Origin of the sequence: Nostoc sp., from assembly GCF_036917615.1 — a bacterium.
In the GTDB taxonomy this organism is placed as follows: domain Bacteria; phylum Cyanobacteriota; class Cyanobacteriia; order Cyanobacteriales; family Nostocaceae; genus Nostoc.
On sequence record NZ_JBALCZ010000061.1, the window covers coordinates 165507 to 181658 of the forward strand.

Consider the following 16152-nt stretch of genomic DNA (forward strand, 5'->3'; position numbering starts at 1 on the left):
GCAAATAATTAACTAGTTATTTACCCTCAAACAGCTACGCTTTGCATCGCTGACAGCAGGTGTTGATGAACAGATTTTGAGGCAGCTACTATCAATCCAGGCAAGCTATAGTTTTTACAAGTATGCAGTGGCGGTAAAGTCGAACCGTCCAGAGTAGTCACAATCCAGCCAGCCTCTTTGGCAATAAAAGCGAGTGCAGCACTATCAATAAATTTGCCCGATTTGATGACTGCTCCACTCAAGTCGCCACTGAGAATACCATTGAGATTGGGAATTTGAATCTCACTAGAGTAATCAGTCGCTATATCGATTACTTTATATCGATCTTTTAGTAAATGTGCGATCGAATTCATTCCCCATCCCAACAAAATAGAAGGTTTGGCAGATGTTATGTGTAATGGGGCACAGGCTTCTAAGTTCATCTCCAGCGTCCCTTTAAAAGCACCTTCGCCTCGAAAAGCGTAAAAATAAATGTTTTGGGCAGGGGAAATGGCGAGTACTGCTTCAAAGTCATCCGAATTTAGAATACTGAGAATAATTTGGTAATTAGAATGTCCATCCATGTAAAACTTCGTGCCATCGATCGGATCGAGTGTGACTAAGTAATCACCTTCCGAACCGAGTTCAATAGCACGAAAATACTTGGTGTTATTAGAACTCTCATATTCTTCACCATAAAAGCGAGTTTCTGGGAAAGTGCCCAGTAGTACTACTTCTATAAGATTTTGAATAGCCACATCTGCATCAGTAAGGGCGGCAGCAAAAAAGTTTTTTCCTTGTTCTTTGGCGGGAAGTGCAGCAATTTTTGGTTGAAGAAAATGGGCATAGGCTGCTGCTACTTTGAGATGGGGGAGTAAAGTCTCCAAAATCAGTCGAGTAGTTGGTGTTGTGGACATTGCAGCAAACTCCTTTTAGAAATAATCTACCGTTGGCAGGGCGATATAATTCTATATTTAGACAAAATTACGGTATCATTTGGATGCAATGATACCACCGCTGCTATATTACTCTAATCTGTATGTCTGAAAGAGCCTATAGGAATATCGCAATTTTTCTCAGAGGGTACGCACCTCATCTTCCTTCGGCTTGGCTGACAACGATTAACCCCTTCAAGAGAGTGAATGAAGGAGTAATTGTGAGTTTTTATTGATGGTTTTAAGAAACTTTTTCCAGCTTCTTCTGAATTAATTTGGATAGGTTGTTACGTTTGAGTGCTAAAGGTGCGCCGAGAGTTCCGAGGACGAGTAAGCTCAGAATAGACGTAGGTTCAGGGACGGTGATTATAGTTGCAGAAAAACTAATGGGTAACTCACTATCTTCCAATCCCAAATTTTCAAAATCTGGCATGATTGACGACGCAGAAAAAAACTCTAAATAACCTGGTGTCGGCAAAAAACTAGCGAAAAATGGATTAGAATAGTTTCCTCCCGAAGTGGAATACCCAAAACCGTTACCCGTTAACTGCTGAGTATTCAGACTAATTAAATTGTCAACATCAAAAGGTTCGTTTCCCGGTATTGAAGTCCCGGCGGCTTGCAGACCAGTAATTGTTTCACCATTTCGTGTACCACTAATTCCAGAAATCAGGTAAAAACCCAAATCGTTAGGGGTGTCATTAGTGGTGAAAGTACCACTCGCCGCTATGCCAGTACCAGAATAATTCCAGTTCCAACTTAAAGCAGAGGCGGCTGGCATTGTCCCGAAAACTAATCCAAATGTAGTGGCGAGGGTTATGGCAGTAGCAAGTGCTAGATTTTTCATGGAGGTCGTTAGTGCGATTGCTTTCAGCACGCCAAAGGCGATCGCGGTTCTTGTAGAGGGTTTCCGTGTATTATAGGAAAATTGGGGAAAGTAGTATTATTTAGGCAAAGATAATTCAAGAAGCATAAATTCAATCTGTTCATTACCAAGATGGAAGTGGTACAGCAGATGCTTCTATTGATGCGGCAGTCAGTCTTTTCCTTGTCTGATCGACGGCTTTTGCCGAATGCCATTAGTTGTGCAACTTGTCAAATACCCATGCCAAAGCACCATCAACATCAGTAACCTGCTCTCCTGGCGGTATGGCTGGACGATTTACCATAACAACCTTCACGCCCAGTTCTCGCGCGGCAAGAATCTTGGGCTTTGTTGCATCGCCACCGCTATTTTTACTCACTATTGTATCAATTTTGTGATCAATCAGGATTTGCCTTTCATTATTGAGGGTAAAGGGCCCGCGATCGCACAATATCATTCCCAGTTGCACTAAAGCATCATCGGTAGGAGGGTCAATCATCCGCATCAGAAACCAAATTTTCTCTAGGTGAGCAAAGGCGGCAAGTTCTTGCCTCCCAACTGTCAAAAATACCCGCTGTGCCTGGTTTTGCAAACATGTTGCGGCGGCTCCAACGCTGTCAACTTCAATCCAGCGATCGTCACTTGCTTTTTCCCAAGGCGGGCGGATTAACATCAGACGGGGTACTCCGACTTCGGTTGCAGCATCTGCGGCATTCAAGGAAATCTGAGTCGCAAAAGGATGGGTTGCATCAATTAATAAGTCGATTTGCATTACTCCCAAATAGGTAGCCAATCCAGCCACACCACCGAAGCCTCCAACCCGCAAATCACCTAACGGAACTGAAGGTTCACGGGTGCGACCGGCTAGAGACGTGATTGCTTCTAACCCTTGGATAGTCGCAATTTTGGCAGCTAGTTCTGCGGCATCTCCCGTCCCACCCAGAATCAAAACGCGGATCATTGAGATAAAGGTGGAATCTTTGCCAAAATCCCCTTTTTCAAGGCTTCCGGACGCTCTGACCAAGGCAGTAAACCATCTGCTTTGGCATAGTATTGACTAGCACATTCTAATACCGCAGATGCACTACCATCAACGGCTAAATCACCAAATAAATATGTTAATTTGCCTTTGGCAGCAAAGGCAACTACACAGGAACGATTACAAGCACTCATGCATTCAACTTCCTGAATTGGGAATTCATCTCGTAAGTCCCAATCTTGTGCAAGCTGCTGAAGTTGGTGTAGAAGCTTTTGACCGCCACTTTCACCTAAGCGTTTTCCATCTTGCCAAACGCTAGCACAAGTTTTGCAAACAAATAAAGTATGGTCAGCAACACTCAAGGGACTCGTTGGGGAAATATTTACAGTAGTAGTCATCTGTACCTCGCAGATATGTGGAACTGATAAATCTATTTCGGCGGGCATCCTGACTCACCAATTTGGGATTTTAGATTACTTAGTTCCTTAATCTCAAATTGGTTCACAGTTGCGGGACAGCGCCGGATTTGCACCGAACTTTCCCCGTTACCTCTGGTAGCTGCTCCCCACCAGAACCGAATAACCTTATCGATCATACACTAGGGTCATCTAAGAAAAGGATATTACCAATGCTAGAAACCCGGTTTTTCCCACAGGTGCAAGATGTCAAATTATAGAGTTAGCCTGATTTGGGTCTTTATCTTGCCCGATCAGAGGAGTATATGCTATTATTGATAATCGTGTGGTTAAGGACGTATAGCTCAGTTGGTTAGAGCGCTACGTTGACATCGTAGAGGTCACTGGTTCGAATCCAGTTACGTCCATTTTAGGAAGTTCTTAGCAGTAGTCGCTACTGTGACTTTACCCATAACTTTGCCGCAACGGTAAGCTTATGCTTCCAATAAAGGGCGGCAAGGTTATGCTTCCAATTTTCTAAGTGTAAAGAAAGAAGCCAACTTACTCTGCCCTTTTAAGTTTAATAGCTTTACACTCCAATTTCACGTCGTGTTTCATTTAAAACAGCACGAACCTGTTTGTAACGGAGATATCCAGGATGAGTCATTATTTCAGACACACGAGCTTCTGAGGGGTATTCTCCTTGATTATGCAACTTAAGTACAATCTGCTTAACTTCTCTGCAAGACTGCTGTATCTTTTCTGTGTGACATGCTTTACTATGACTACGGTATTTGGCAGAAATAGCACGGCATAAATCTGGAAAGTGGCTGAAAATTGTTCGCCTATTATAATAGGAACGCTGTTCTAATAGAGCTTCTTGAGCCTCTACCGATGCTAAAAATTCTGCTAATTTCTTAGCCGAAACTTTAGATTGTTGTGCATGATTTTGCTGGCGTTTGCGTAACTCGATACTAGCTAACTTCAGTTCTTTTTCTGAACGGCCTTGGAGTTCTGCATAATATTGAGAGATACACTCTACCCACTGTCCTCGAACAAAGGCGTAAGCGATACCAATATTAAACGGGTCATATCTTATCTGAACAGAGGTATTTTCAATTTGGGGATCGCGGAAACTATTAGACCAGTAGTAGATTGAGTTAATTTTTACGCCGCGTCCAACCTGAACTTTTGCTTTTACCTCTGAGGTTGTAGGTAGGGTAAGAATCTGAAAGTTTTCATCGTAAGGAATCATGCGGTGAACCCGACTGCCACCAATCGCCATACCCGCAGCAAACGCATCCCTCGGACTCTGGAAAAATGCTGGATGTTCGTCTGTATCGTAAACTTCGTAAGCCCAAGCACAAAGATATTCATAAAGTAAACCAAGTGTCCATACAGCTTGATTTTTAGGGTTAACTGACTTGGTGACTTGGCGGACATTACGAGTTATTTGTGTATTAGCAAGTAAGGTATGGACAAATTGAGTATTGGAAGTTCCAAATAGGCGTTCGCAAACCGAACCAAAACGAGCTTTGGCTGGGGGTCTTTGCTTTTTTGTACATTCAAAAGTAGCTAGTAGTGTTTCAAAATAAACGCTGTGAAACTCTGCACCGTTATCTACCACTACAATTTGGGGAAGCCTACCGTGACGCTTGACACAAATTCTTAGCACCATTAAGCAAGAACGATATGAGGGTGAATCAAACGTTAGGTAAACTGCCAGCAATCGCCGTGAGTAAGCATCTACGAGAAATGTTGCCCAAGGTCTGCCAAGATTGCGACCTGTACGAGAGCAAACTAGCTCTACATCTAACTCAGTATGATCTATATGCCCAATTTCAAAAGGGCGATCGCCATGTCTTGGGGTAGTTATAGCAAGCTCCCAATAGAAGGATTCATGCTGATAAGCGGCACGACGACCTTGGCGTTTTTTAGTCTGTTCGTAACCAGTCCGGCGTTGTACTTCTTTGGTAAATGCTTTATAGCTTGGAGCAATTACACCAGATTGTTCGCAAGCTCGAACTAAAGCCGCGTGAACCTCCCACATTCTTTTTTGTTTAAGAGTTTCATAGTCTTCTAAAATAAACCTCTCCATAATTGCTAAGGTGTCTTCAGGCAGCTTGCGCTGACGATTACCTTTGACACTGCGATGAGACAAAAGCCCAATGTAGCCGCAACCGTATTTTTGAATTGCAGTTAGATATTTAGCTTTCCAGTCACGAATGGTACGGGCTGGTATTGTTTCGTTTTCTGGGAGATGTCCGTTTAAGTAAGGTTCGATAATTTTGTAGCGTTCAAGGGCTTCTGCTTGGTCTTCAGGACTAGCTTGACCAAATCGCTGCCAAGATTCTGTGCTAATAGCTGTTTTTTCTGGTGTTTGGAGACTTGTGATTTTTCCTTGGCGAACCAGATTCTCAAATATAGCTTTTTTGAGTTCAATTAACTGATTATTTTCTGCGCCAAGTATAACCTCTGTTTCTCCAACATGAATGATATTTAAACCTTTGCCGTCCCAACTAACAGTCGTTCCAGTAACAATATTGACTACAGGAGAGATAGCCGGAAGATTTACACTTGGTTGCTCAACCATTAATCTATAAGCACTAGCAGTTTGTTCGTCACGGAAGATTAGACATCTTTCTGGTTCAGCAAGTGGTGAAGCATTTAAATCAATATAGATTTGCTCTTGAATAATTAAGATGTAGATATCGTCAGATTTAGCTCCTATTGACTGATTGAGTAATTCTGCTAAAGTTATTCCTGGTTGAAATGACACAATTGCAAGTAATGATTGATCGATCGCTTCTTCCACTACTAGAGATTCTGAGCGATAATAATCTTCTAAAAATTGCAGATTACGTTGCAGAACCCAATTGATTTCCCGATCTGAGCGAATGCGGTAATAAAGCCCAAACTGGTTAGCATAGAATTCTCCTGGCGGGCAATGCCATTGATTATCTTCTTCAGAGTAAAAGTAACGATTGGGGTTTTTCTCTGCTAGTTTTTTCAAATCCTGCTCAGTTTTACACTCTTCCCAACCAGCCGAATTGGTTCGGATGACAAATAAATCTGGGGTGTGTAAAACGCCTAATCTACGTCCGTTACTTGCTTGATAGTCAAGTTTAATTTGTGGTGGTTGATCGTAGAATTCTAGAACATCTTCATCGTGTTCTAACTGATAGATAATTGGCAGTTCAACCCGATGAGACTCAAATTGAATCGTGACTCCCATTTTGCGACTAGGGTAGCGTCCCGAAACATTCTTACTACCGCCACCAACGCGACGGGATGGCTCAGATGAGCGAACTTTCTCAATAATTTTTTGCCCTGCCTCGGATATTTGAAGGCGAGCAACCCATTGTTCAAATTGCTCTTTCATATACTCCTTACTAAGCACTTTGCACTTTATTTTATGAATCTATCAAAATAAGACCATAAAGTTAGGAACTTGCTTGCCTGATGCTATACTACTTAACTTTATAACACTTATATTGTGCAAAAATCCACTTATAGTAGATGGATTTAATGGCGATACTGGTTCAGTATTGTTTTGTGACGCAGAAACACTCCAGTATTGAGTACCGCTTTGGCAAAGCGATTAGGCGGCGAAGGCGAGAGCTAGATTTATCCCAAGAAGAACTGGCTGAAAAGTCAGGACTTCATCGCAACTACATCTCATGAATCGAAACCGGAGAGCGTAACCCTTCGTTAAAAAATATTGTTAAGTTAGCGGTAGCTTTGGAGATATCTGTCTCGGATCTCTTTGTTAATTACGGCATCGAGGTTAAGAGTGAATCGGAAACTAATCCCTGAAATTCGGCTTTTAAAACTAAAGTACCAGCGTTTAGGTTAATCCAAGAGGGATGACTATTTACTCAGAACATTGGAACCTAAAACCTTTAGAAATCCCGCAACGGAGTCGGTTATTCTCTCTTGAACCTGTGGCGGTGGGAACACCCTACGCAGAAAGTCTTAGTAGCTATCTCCATCGTTTAGCGCAAGCGCACTGTTTAACCTCTCAAAAGCTCGTTATGGGAGAAATTGCGCCACTTATCCTCATCTTTGAGGATAAATCTGAGCTATTGGCAAAAAATCTGAGTCACCTATTGGGAAATAGGGATGCTAAACCGGCTATCAACGGAATGCGAGAAATGACAGGGAAGTTAGTCACTGTCTTAGAAGAGTTAACAATGCGCCATGATTTACGCTTTTTGACCCTTTTAAGCTGGAAAGGAATGATTTATGACAAAGGGTTATTTCGGAACTACCGCGCTTGGTGTCCTTGTTGTTGGGAAGAGGGGAAGCAGGAGAACAAAACTATCTATGAACCATTATCATGGTCATTTAAAGATGTAGAATTTTGTTTGATTCACAAACAGCGATTAGTAGAAGAATGTCTTCATTGTGGTTCGCGTTTACCTGTGATGACTAGGCTTTCACCTGCGGGATTTTGCTCTCGTTGTTACGGGTGGTTAGGGCAGGAAATTAAAGGTGAAGAGGAAATAGAGAAATATCGAGTTAATATTCAAGGAATTAGCGAATTAATTGCACTTACTCCCGAATTAGGTTATAAACCCATCCCGATCGAGTTAACCCGAAAATTACAATTGATTTTGTTAGTGTTTGAACAAGCAATTGGAAAAGATTTGAAGTTATTGGGAGATTTAGGGGGAATTATGGAATCGTTGAGGATAGCCTCAACAAGAAATCAAAGTCAACCTTATCATTTGGTGAAGTTGATTATTCCTGTGTGTGAGAAAGCAAAGATTAGTGTATCCCAGTTGTTTGGGTCAGATTTTCAAGAATTGGACAAGATATTGTTCGGGAATTTTAGTCTGGAATTAAAGTTGTAGAAGTTTAGTATAAATAAAGATTGATATCAATTCCGGTTACATCAGTATTATTCCCTTTTTCACCTAACGTTTCAGGAGTATTTTGCTGCTAGGGAAATTTCGCTAGGGAAATTTCTTTGTGTTTGGCTTCAGGGAGTGCGATCGCTTTCCATTACTGAAAATATGGGATAGAATCATCCGACTGATACTAGAAAAAAGTACGTATCTTAAGAGCGTGCTTTTTATTGTCACGCGATGGCTGCCAAGATGAACGACGAGAAAGCATTAACTTTAGTAATTTTGTAAGCAACATGACACAGCATAACCCGTCAGATAACAGCCATGTCACAGAGTATTTAGATTATTACTGTAATTTACCTGATCCGCCTGGATTTGCCGTTTTACTTAAAGGAGAGTGGGGATCTGGTAAGACATGGTTCATCAAAAGGTACTGCGAAAGCTTAAAGGAGAAAAAGCGGAAATGCTTGTATGTCAGCCTTAATGGAGTGACTTCATTTTCTGAAATAGAAGAAGCTTTCTTGCAACAACAAATTCCTTTTCTAGCATCCAAGCCAGTGGCGATAGGAAGAAATATTATTACACAAGTTTTAAAGAATAGTTTAAAACTAGATGTAAATAATGATGCAACATTAAATCTTACAACTCCAAGTATAAAGCTTACTGAGCTTTTTACAAATCTTGAACAAAGTATTTTGATATTTGATGATTTAGAGCGATGTAGCATAAATCTCGTCAACATACTGGGATATATCAACAGTTTTGTAGAACACAAGGAATTAAAAGTAATTATTGTTGCCGACGAGGAAAGGCTAAAGAAAGACGATTTCAAAGTTTTCAAAGAAAAACTAATTGGTCAACCTCTTGCAATTTCCCTAGAATTTGACAAGGCACTCGAAAACTTTTTACAAGGGGTAAAAAATCAAGATGCTAGCAAGCTATTGTCTGACAATACTGAATTAATCCACGACTTATACCAGCAAGCACAATGCAAAAATCTAAGAACTTTAAAGCAAGTTGTTTTAAATTTTGAAAGAATTTTTAATGTACTACCAGAAAAAGCGAAGAATAAGCCGGAACTCCTTCAAGAAATTTTAAGGTTTCTTGTGCCTTTTTCAATTGAAATTAGAAGTGGGAAAATGCTACCTAAAGATATCGGCAGTTTGCTACAAGAATCTGCAAATATGAGGATGGAGATTAGACCTGGGTTCACTAATTCAGATACAGGGCAGAATGATAGTGAAGGAAAAACACTTCAGGAAGTAATTAGGAAATATCCTTCGTTAAGGTTGTACGATCCATTTCCTAGCATAAGATGGTGGTATACTTTTTTTGATAAAGGCATCTTGGATTTACAAGAACTAGATCAATCACTTGCTAGCAGTATATATTTTAAAGATGAAAATACACCTAAATGGATGAAGTTATGGTATTTTCATCATCTTAGTGATGACGAATTTATTATTTTGCTCAATGAAGTTGAAACACAATACTTAAACAGAGACACGGAATTTTCCGATCTCGGAATCCTAAAGCATGTAACAGGGCTTCTACTCTATTTTTCTGACGTCGGGCTATATTCAAAAACTAAAGAAGAAATTTTGACTAGTTCAAAGCTCTTTATTGATTGGCTGAAAAATAATAATCAATCAAAACTGGCATCTTATTCAGTTTCTATGGCTGACAGTATATCTGGGGCATACAAGGGGCTTAGTTTTCAAGGTGCAAAACTTCAAGAATTTCAAGATTTTTGTACATACCTTGAAAAAGTTCAAGAGTTAGCAAGGGTTGAGATTTTACCTAATCTTGGGAGAGATTTACTTGCTATCATGCAAAGCGATCAATGGAAATTCCACGACATAATCTCCTTAAATAACTCGCATGACTGGGGCGTGCCAGGACTAAGATATGCTGTAATACCTATATTGAAAAGCATAAAAATAACTGAATTTCTGGAAGGCTTACTACAACTCAAATTTGAACATAAGATGACTATTGGTTATGCACTAAAAGAACGATATAAGTTCGATGACAACAATGAAAAATTACTTGAGGAATTGGATTGGCTTAAATCTATTCGGGATTCATTACTGGATGAGGCTGCTCGGAGAAAGGGCAAGCCGAGTGGACATTCTCTACAAGTACTAATCGAGCTTGATCTGAATGAAGCGATTCAAAAGCTTGAAGCAACAACACATCGATTACAGCAATCGCAAAACGACACAGCGATAGACAACTAATTGTCAAAAGCAGGTGGTTTGTGAGGGGCGATTGGCGATCGCTTTACTTAGGATTGAGAACAGGAGGGAGATCGCTTTATTTGTTGCTACACACTAGGGGCGATCGCCTGCTTGGAGAACTGTGTTATTCTTCCTCCTCAAGCTCACCAAGAGCGTCATCAAATTTGTTGATGATGTCGAGTAATTTTGATACGACTCGCGCAAAGATTTTTTTACGCTCTAATAATTTCGGTTTTTCGTTGCAAGCACTCAACACGGTTTCCCTTAATGGTTCTTTCCCAGAGAATTTGTAGTCGGCAATCATTTGATTAACGACTTCGATCTTGAGGTTCTCCTCTATACAGAGTTGCTGAATCGCTTCAACACGTTCTTGAGTCCAGAAGTCTTGAAAGACGGTTTCGACTTTTTCTTCGGGTTCAAGGGTGGGTAGCCGCTCTTCGATAAATTTCTCAAGCAGATCCCGTTTAGTTCGTAATTGGGCTTCTTTCCCGATTAGCTCAAGGATAGACGCTTTCTGATTTTGGTAATCTTGCTGGGTAGCATCATCTTTGATGTCTCGCTGGAGGTTAGCCAGCAGCTTGAGAATATAGGTGACATTGATTTCGTCTCGCTGGATCAGTTCCAGTTCAAAATCGACTTCCTCAACCAAAGATTCCTTCTCTTCATCGGGTTTGGATCGCGTTCTATCATAGATGTCCAGATATTTGCTTTTGTAGTCCTCAAAGGTTTGTTCATCCAAATTCAAGTCGGAAAAACTAAATTCAGTAAATGATTTACTTACATTCTGTAAACGGATAAGATTACGAAAGGCTTTAACGAACTCAACTTGGTCGTCTTCACTAATCAGTTTATTGACATCGTTAGGGATAGTGGCGATCGCTCTCAGTTTTTGCACCCCGTCATTAAATTTTTCAGTGTAGTATTCGTAGGGTTCAATGAAAATTTCTTCGCTGGCGTTGGTGTCGGAAAAGAGGGCAACAGCTTGATCAGTATTTTCTTTGAGGTTACGGAAAGAAACGATATTCCCTTGGGATTTAAGTTCGCCCAAAATGCGATTAGTGCGGGAGTATGCTTGAATTAATCCGTGATACTTCAGATTTTTGTCAACGTAAAGTGTATTGAGCTTTTTGACATCAAAGCCCGTGAGAAACATATTGACGACTAACAGAATATCGGCGCGTTCCTGATCCTGAAAGTTTTCTCGATCGCGGTCTTTCATCCGCTTGGCGATGTCTTTATAGTAGGCATAGAAAGCCTGACTATCTTTGGCGGAATGTTGGGTTTGGTACATCTGGTTATACTCCGCGATAAATTGATTCAGTTTGTCGCGGCTATGGCTACGATTGCTCGGATCTGTGCTGATATTAAAATCGGGTTCTCCAATTAAGCCGTTTGCGTCTTGGTCTTCTTCGTTATAGCCAGGAGTAAAAATTGTGATCACTCGTAGGTCATGTAATCCCCGTTTTTGTTTGTTTTTGAACGTGTCGTAATAGGTAATTAGGGTGTCTACGCTGCTGGCGCAGAGCATCGCCGAGAATTTTCTTCCGTGGGTTTTACGGTTATGGTTGGCAATAATCCAATCGACAATTAGAGAAATTCGGTCGGAATTTTCAAAGAATTCTCGGTCTAATTTTGGCTCTGTGATCAGCGTGCCGTCTTTGCGTTTGCCCGAATCTTTGACAGTGCCCCAATACTCGACGGAAAACTTAAGCACGTTTTCATCAGCGATCGCATTAGTGATCACATATTTATGCAGACATTCCTGGAATAGGTCTTTGGTAGTGCGTTTACCGTGTTCGTTGCTAGCAGCGTTATCGGCAAAGATGGGAGTCCCGGTAAAGCCAAACATTTGGGCTTGGGTAAAGAATTTGACGATATTTTTATGGGTTTCGCCAAATTGGGAACGGTGACATTCATCAAAGATAAATACGATGCGTTTATCTTTCAAGCTCTCCATTGCGGTTTCATGGCGTTGGGATTTGATCGCTCGGTTGAGTTTTTGGATAGTGGTGACAATGAGGCTATTATCCCCAGCCATTTGTTCTACCAGTTGGCGGGTGTTGTCGGTGGTGTCTACGCAATTAGGACTAAAATAATTAAATTCTCTGCTGGTTTGGTAGTCGAGGTCAGCCCGATCGACGACAAACAGCACTTTATGCACCTTGGGTAATTGGGTGAGGATTTGGGCAGCTTTGAAGCTGGTGAGGGTTTTGCCTGATCCAGTAGTGTGCCAGATATAGCCGTTTTTATCAGTATCCTTGACTCGCTCAATGATGGCTTCTACAGCGTAATATTGATAGGGACGCAGCACCATCAGCACTTTGTCGGATTCGTGCAGGACGATGTATTTACAGATCATTTTGGAGACGTGGCATTTCTCCAGAAAGCTGTCGGCGAAGTCTTCCAGTTGGGTTATCAGCTTATTGTCTTGGTCTGCCCAGTAGAAAGTTTGTTTATATTCTTGTTTGCGGTTGTTGGCGTAGTAGCGGGTATTGAGACCGTTGGAGATGACGAAAATTTGGACGTATTGAAACAGTCCATTGTCTGCGCCGTAGGAATGGCGTTGGTAGCGGTTGATTTGGTTAAAGGCTTCTTTAAGTTCCAGCCCTCGGCGTTTGAGTTCGATTTGGACGAGGGGCAAGCCGTTGATTAGCAAGGTTACGTCGTAGCGATTTTTATAATTGCCTTGCTGGGTGATCTGGTTGGTGACTTGATATTGGTTTTGACACCAATGTTCGGTGTTGAGGAATTCTAGGTAAAAGGTAGTGCCGTCATCGCGGCTGAGTTCCATTTTGTCGCGGAGGCGTTTGGCGCGATCAAAAACGTTACCTTTGTCGAGGTGGTTGAGGATGCTTTTAAACTCTGTGTCGCTGAGTTTGATGTGGTTATGTTTTTCCAGTTGGGCTTTGAGGTTGGCATTGAGTTCTGCGGCACTGCTGATGTTGACCGGTTCGTAGCCTAATCCTGTTAGACGTTCAATCAGTTTTTGTTCAAGTTCGGCTTCGGTTTGGGTCATGGGAAATGGGTAGGATTATAAATGTTTAAGCCTTGGATGAAGCGAAAATCTTTAAGATTTAAGGTATAGAGGCTAATGTTATGGGTTAAGGCAGTGGCAGCAATCAGGACATCGGGAATTGTGAGTTTATGGCTTAGGGAATATTGCGCCATGAGTTGAATAAATTTCTCTGAAATGGGCTGATCGATAGAGATATTTTGGAGTAGGTCTAGGTGTTGCTGAATACGATTAAGTTCGTTTTTATTAATTGCGCCATAGTACAGTTCGGCTCTAGTGATTACACTAATGGCTAATTGATGAATGCCAATTTGACGTAATTCTTGAATGATGGCGGTATTATTTTTATAGAATTCAACGAGGATATTGGTATCACACAAAATCATTGATTCTCTTCACCCCATGCGTCTTTGCGGATGGTGTCTAGGGTAATGTTTTTCCCTTCCCAAATTCCGGCTAGGGCGAAAAAGTCTTGATCCTCTTGGGGAGGTGTTTGGGGTTGTTGATCTTGTTGTTGGCGATCGGCTTGAAATTCTAGAAATTCTACAAATTCGATCACTTTTTTTTGTTGTTCGGGGGGGAGTTGTTGGATTTTTTGGATTACGGTTTCGAGGGTTAGCATATTGGGCGTTAGGTAATGGGTAGTAGGTAATGCTTTGATTTTATTCCCCATTCCCTGGTTCAAGGGTTAAACCGCGATAGACTTGTTCAATGGGGAAATTCAGGTTAATGCTTTTGAGCTTGATCGCGTCGCCTGCTTTGTAGTTGATAATCAACCAGTCGCCTGCATCGTTTTTGTGATATAGATCGATTTCGATGCTGGTGGAACTGACTAGTAGGTAATCGATTAAGGCTGGGTTTTGGCGGTACATTCGGAATTTGCCGCCTCTGTCGTAGGCTTCGGTGCTGGTGGAGAGAACTTCAACGATTAAGCAGGGGTAGGTAATATATTGGGTTGTGGTTTTATCTCGATCGTCGCAAGTTACACTTGCATCTGGATAGATATAATTATTGGCTCCTACAATATTAACTTTCAGGTCTGAGTTACCTGTTATGCAACTACTAGCGTCTAAATGGGTATCAAACATAGTCGTAAATCGAATTGCAATGCGGCTATGATTAACGCTACCGCCACTCATGGCATAAACTTGACCGTTGATTAGTTCATGTTTTTCTAGTTGCTGTTCTTCCCAAGCAAAGTATTCTTCGGGGGTTAAGTTTGTGGGTTTGTCTTTAGCGGCGATCATTTTGGTTGGGTAATGGTTAATGGGTAATTGGTAATACTTTGATTTTATTCGCTGTTCCCTAACTTTTCGTTGGTAAAGAAATAACCTGTACTTCGCTGATTTTTGACAACTGCTTATCATTGGTAATTAACACTGCTGCACACTCCCAAGCACTGGCAAGAATAACAGCATCAGGCATTTTTAAGCTATATTTTCGCCTTAATTGAATTGCTTTTTCGGAAATATTCGTATCTAGAGATACTTCGATAAGAGTTTTTAGAGTTGAGCGAATTAAATTATCTTCCTGCGAAGATAAACCCTTAAAAGATAAAATCTCAATACTTGTGATGACAGAATAACCTATGTTACCATTGGGTATGGGTTGGGTTAATTCTTGATTGAACAATGAGATCAAAATATTAGTATCAATGAGATAATCCAGTTTCATCCCACTCACTCCGAATTTGCTCTTGCCAAGCTAAAGCATTAATCTCTTGAAAAGCTGTAATTTTCCCTGAGAGTTGGTTAATGGGATGCTCTGAAGCATAATCAGGATTAGATTGACTATGGAGTTTTTGACTCAGATATTGCAAAATCTCCTGTTGTTCTGTCCAAGATAATTGTTCAAGTAAACTAAATACTTGTTCTTTGGTAATTTGCAAGTTTAGCATTGCTTAAATCTCCATATTTTTTATCAGGTAATGGGTAATACTTTTATTTTATTCCCTGTTCTCTGTTCTCTGTTCCCTATTTCAAATAAACAGTTTTTGGAGTAAGCCTTTTTTGAATTTTTCGGTTTGGTCGATTTGGCGGGAGAGGGTTTCGATTTTGCGATCAATTGCGGTTAGGAAGTTGGCTATTTTTTCTTGTTCTCGAATTTCTGGAAGAAAAGTTTTCCATGAAGCTAAATTTTTATAGTAAAGTCTGGTTCTAGTACCTCCACGTTTTTGCATTACAGCAAATATTTTAAATTCATCACTGTAATTCAATTTTAAGAGTAGAAACTTTGAGTTAATATTTTTAGTGGTAAATACTGGATACTCTTTACTAACGGCTATATCCTCACCTGTATCGTTGATATTAAATTTAAATGTAAGATCATCACTCATGTGACGATAAACAAAAAACTTCTTGGGGACAACTCCGTATTCACCTTCATTTTTAAGTTCCCTATCTGAAAAATATTCTTTTTGCGGTTTTAGACCTTCGCGAGAAGAGCTGTAAATAGGTAAATGAGTATTAGCATTGACTCGTTTCTGATGTTCTATTAGAAAATCTCCTAACTTCCTCTCTTCCCAATCAGGAAACTCTGAGCCGATCGCACCCTTAAACCGAATCTCTTGAGAAAAGATTTTCTGCATTACGCCGTGTTTATAGGTCTGCAAGAGTTCCTGCTTGCCGCGGAGTTGGGTTAGACGGCGATCGACAGCACCCAAAAAACTAGCAATCTTTTCTTGTTCGGCGATCTTTGGAAGAGTAATTTCTAACTCAGCAAAATTCTGCTGTCCTAGTGTCTTATTTCTCCCTGCTCCCCCTGGAGATGCTAATTCAAGTAAGTATTTTCCACGTTATCTTAAAAACTGGAGTTTAGACTAAAAGCGATATGAGAGAACGCAAATCAAAAGGAATTAGAGGTTAAAAATATTATCTTGTCAGCCTTAAAGCAT

The 16152-nt window shown here is 40.8% G+C and carries 14 protein-coding genes, 1 tRNA gene, 2 pseudogenes and 1 riboswitch; of the genes and pseudogenes, 4 read left to right on the top strand and 13 right to left on the bottom strand.

What is annotated here, in order from left to right; all coding sequences use genetic code 11:
* Positions 1 to 26 precede the first annotated feature (26 nt).
* The 4 genes from V7K85_RS22185 to V7K85_RS22200 form a co-directional block, all read right to left on the bottom strand.
* Entirely contained in the window at positions 27 to 896 is an 870-nt protein-coding gene (locus V7K85_RS22185) for an inositol monophosphatase family protein (protein ID WP_334816593.1), read from the bottom strand.
* 259 nt (positions 897 to 1155) lie between these two features.
* Positions 1156 to 1761, bottom strand: coding sequence for a PEP-CTERM sorting domain-containing protein (locus tag V7K85_RS22190; RefSeq protein WP_334816594.1), 606 nt, complete (start codon positions 1759 to 1761; stop codon positions 1156 to 1158).
* 232 nt (positions 1762 to 1993) lie between these two features.
* A complete protein-coding gene (locus tag V7K85_RS22195; protein WP_334816595.1) occupies positions 1994 to 2740 on the bottom strand; it encodes a cobalt-precorrin-6A reductase in 747 nt (248 codons plus the stop codon).
* Positions 2737 to 3156 (bottom strand): DUF1636 domain-containing protein, encoded by a 420-nt coding sequence (locus V7K85_RS22200; protein WP_334816618.1) that lies wholly within the window; start codon positions 3154 to 3156, stop codon positions 2737 to 2739. Before V7K85_RS22200 ends, V7K85_RS22195 begins: the two co-directional genes overlap by 4 nt.
* 22 nt (positions 3157 to 3178) lie before the next feature.
* Positions 3179 to 3352: riboswitch (cobalamin riboswitch) on the bottom strand.
* A gap of 155 nt (positions 3353 to 3507) precedes the next feature.
* Between V7K85_RS22200 and V7K85_RS22205 the strand changes: the two genes are divergently transcribed.
* Positions 3508 to 3581: transfer RNA gene (locus V7K85_RS22205), tRNA-Val, on the top strand.
* A gap of 161 nt (positions 3582 to 3742) precedes the next feature.
* Here the strand turns inward: V7K85_RS22205 and V7K85_RS22210 are convergent.
* Positions 3743 to 6535 carry a TnsA endonuclease N-terminal domain-containing protein gene (locus tag V7K85_RS22210; protein ID WP_334816596.1) on the bottom strand — a complete coding sequence of 931 codons (2793 nt, stop codon included), beginning with the start codon at positions 6533 to 6535 and terminating at the stop codon, positions 3743 to 3745.
* A 173-nt stretch (positions 6536 to 6708) separates the two neighbouring features.
* Between V7K85_RS22210 and V7K85_RS22215 the strand changes: the two are divergent.
* The 3 genes and pseudogenes from V7K85_RS22215 (at position 6709) to V7K85_RS22225 (ending at position 10246) form a co-directional block, all read left to right on the top strand.
* Positions 6709 to 6969 (top strand): annotated as a pseudogene (locus V7K85_RS22215) (helix-turn-helix domain-containing protein).
* Between the two features lie 50 nt (positions 6970 to 7019).
* Positions 7020 to 8009: a TniQ family protein gene (locus V7K85_RS22220; RefSeq protein ID WP_334816597.1), complete on the top strand. Its 990-nt coding sequence runs from the start codon at positions 7020 to 7022 to the stop codon at positions 8007 to 8009.
* Positions 8010 to 8299: 290 nt separating this feature from the next.
* Positions 8300 to 10246 (top strand): P-loop NTPase fold protein, encoded by a 1947-nt coding sequence (locus V7K85_RS22225; RefSeq protein ID WP_334816598.1) that lies wholly within the window; start codon positions 8300 to 8302, stop codon positions 10244 to 10246.
* A gap of 124 nt (positions 10247 to 10370) precedes the next feature.
* On the opposite strand, the gene V7K85_RS22230 is transcribed toward V7K85_RS22225, so the two are convergent.
* From V7K85_RS22230 to V7K85_RS22265, 8 genes and pseudogenes are all read right to left on the bottom strand, one after another.
* Positions 10371 to 13262 carry a type I restriction endonuclease subunit R gene (locus tag V7K85_RS22230; RefSeq protein ID WP_334816599.1) on the bottom strand — a complete coding sequence of 964 codons (2892 nt, stop codon included), beginning with the start codon at positions 13260 to 13262 and terminating at the stop codon, positions 10371 to 10373.
* Positions 13259 to 13645 (bottom strand): type II toxin-antitoxin system VapC family toxin, encoded by a 387-nt coding sequence (locus V7K85_RS22235; RefSeq protein WP_334816600.1) that lies wholly within the window; start codon positions 13643 to 13645, stop codon positions 13259 to 13261. The genes V7K85_RS22230 and V7K85_RS22235 overlap by 4 nt, the downstream gene beginning before the upstream one ends.
* The gene (locus V7K85_RS22240) at positions 13642 to 13932 is read right to left on the bottom strand and encodes a DUF2281 domain-containing protein (RefSeq protein ID WP_334816601.1); all 291 of its coding nucleotides are present in this window, start codon (positions 13930 to 13932) and stop codon (positions 13642 to 13644) included. Before V7K85_RS22240 ends, V7K85_RS22235 begins: the two co-directional genes overlap by 4 nt.
* Positions 13922 to 14506 carry a Uma2 family endonuclease gene (locus V7K85_RS22245; RefSeq protein ID WP_334816603.1) on the bottom strand — a complete coding sequence of 195 codons (585 nt, stop codon included), beginning with the start codon at positions 14504 to 14506 and terminating at the stop codon, positions 13922 to 13924. Before V7K85_RS22245 ends, V7K85_RS22240 begins: the two co-directional genes overlap by 11 nt.
* 58 nt (positions 14507 to 14564) lie before the next feature.
* Positions 14565 to 14933, bottom strand: a complete 369-nt coding sequence (locus tag V7K85_RS22250) for a type II toxin-antitoxin system VapC family toxin (RefSeq protein WP_334816605.1) — start codon at positions 14931 to 14933, stop codon at positions 14565 to 14567.
* Positions 14911 to 15156 carry a hypothetical protein gene (locus V7K85_RS22255; protein WP_334816607.1) on the bottom strand — a complete coding sequence of 82 codons (246 nt, stop codon included), beginning with the start codon at positions 15154 to 15156 and terminating at the stop codon, positions 14911 to 14913. The genes V7K85_RS22250 and V7K85_RS22255 overlap by 23 nt, the downstream gene beginning before the upstream one ends.
* A gap of 81 nt (positions 15157 to 15237) precedes the next feature.
* Positions 15238 to 15846 carry a restriction endonuclease subunit S gene (locus V7K85_RS22260; RefSeq protein ID WP_334816620.1) on the bottom strand — a complete coding sequence of 203 codons (609 nt, stop codon included), beginning with the start codon at positions 15844 to 15846 and terminating at the stop codon, positions 15238 to 15240.
* Between the two features lie 36 nt (positions 15847 to 15882).
* A pseudogene (locus V7K85_RS22265) lies at positions 15883 to 16014 on the bottom strand (restriction endonuclease subunit S); the annotation flags it as partial.
* Positions 16015 to 16152 lie beyond the last annotated feature (138 nt).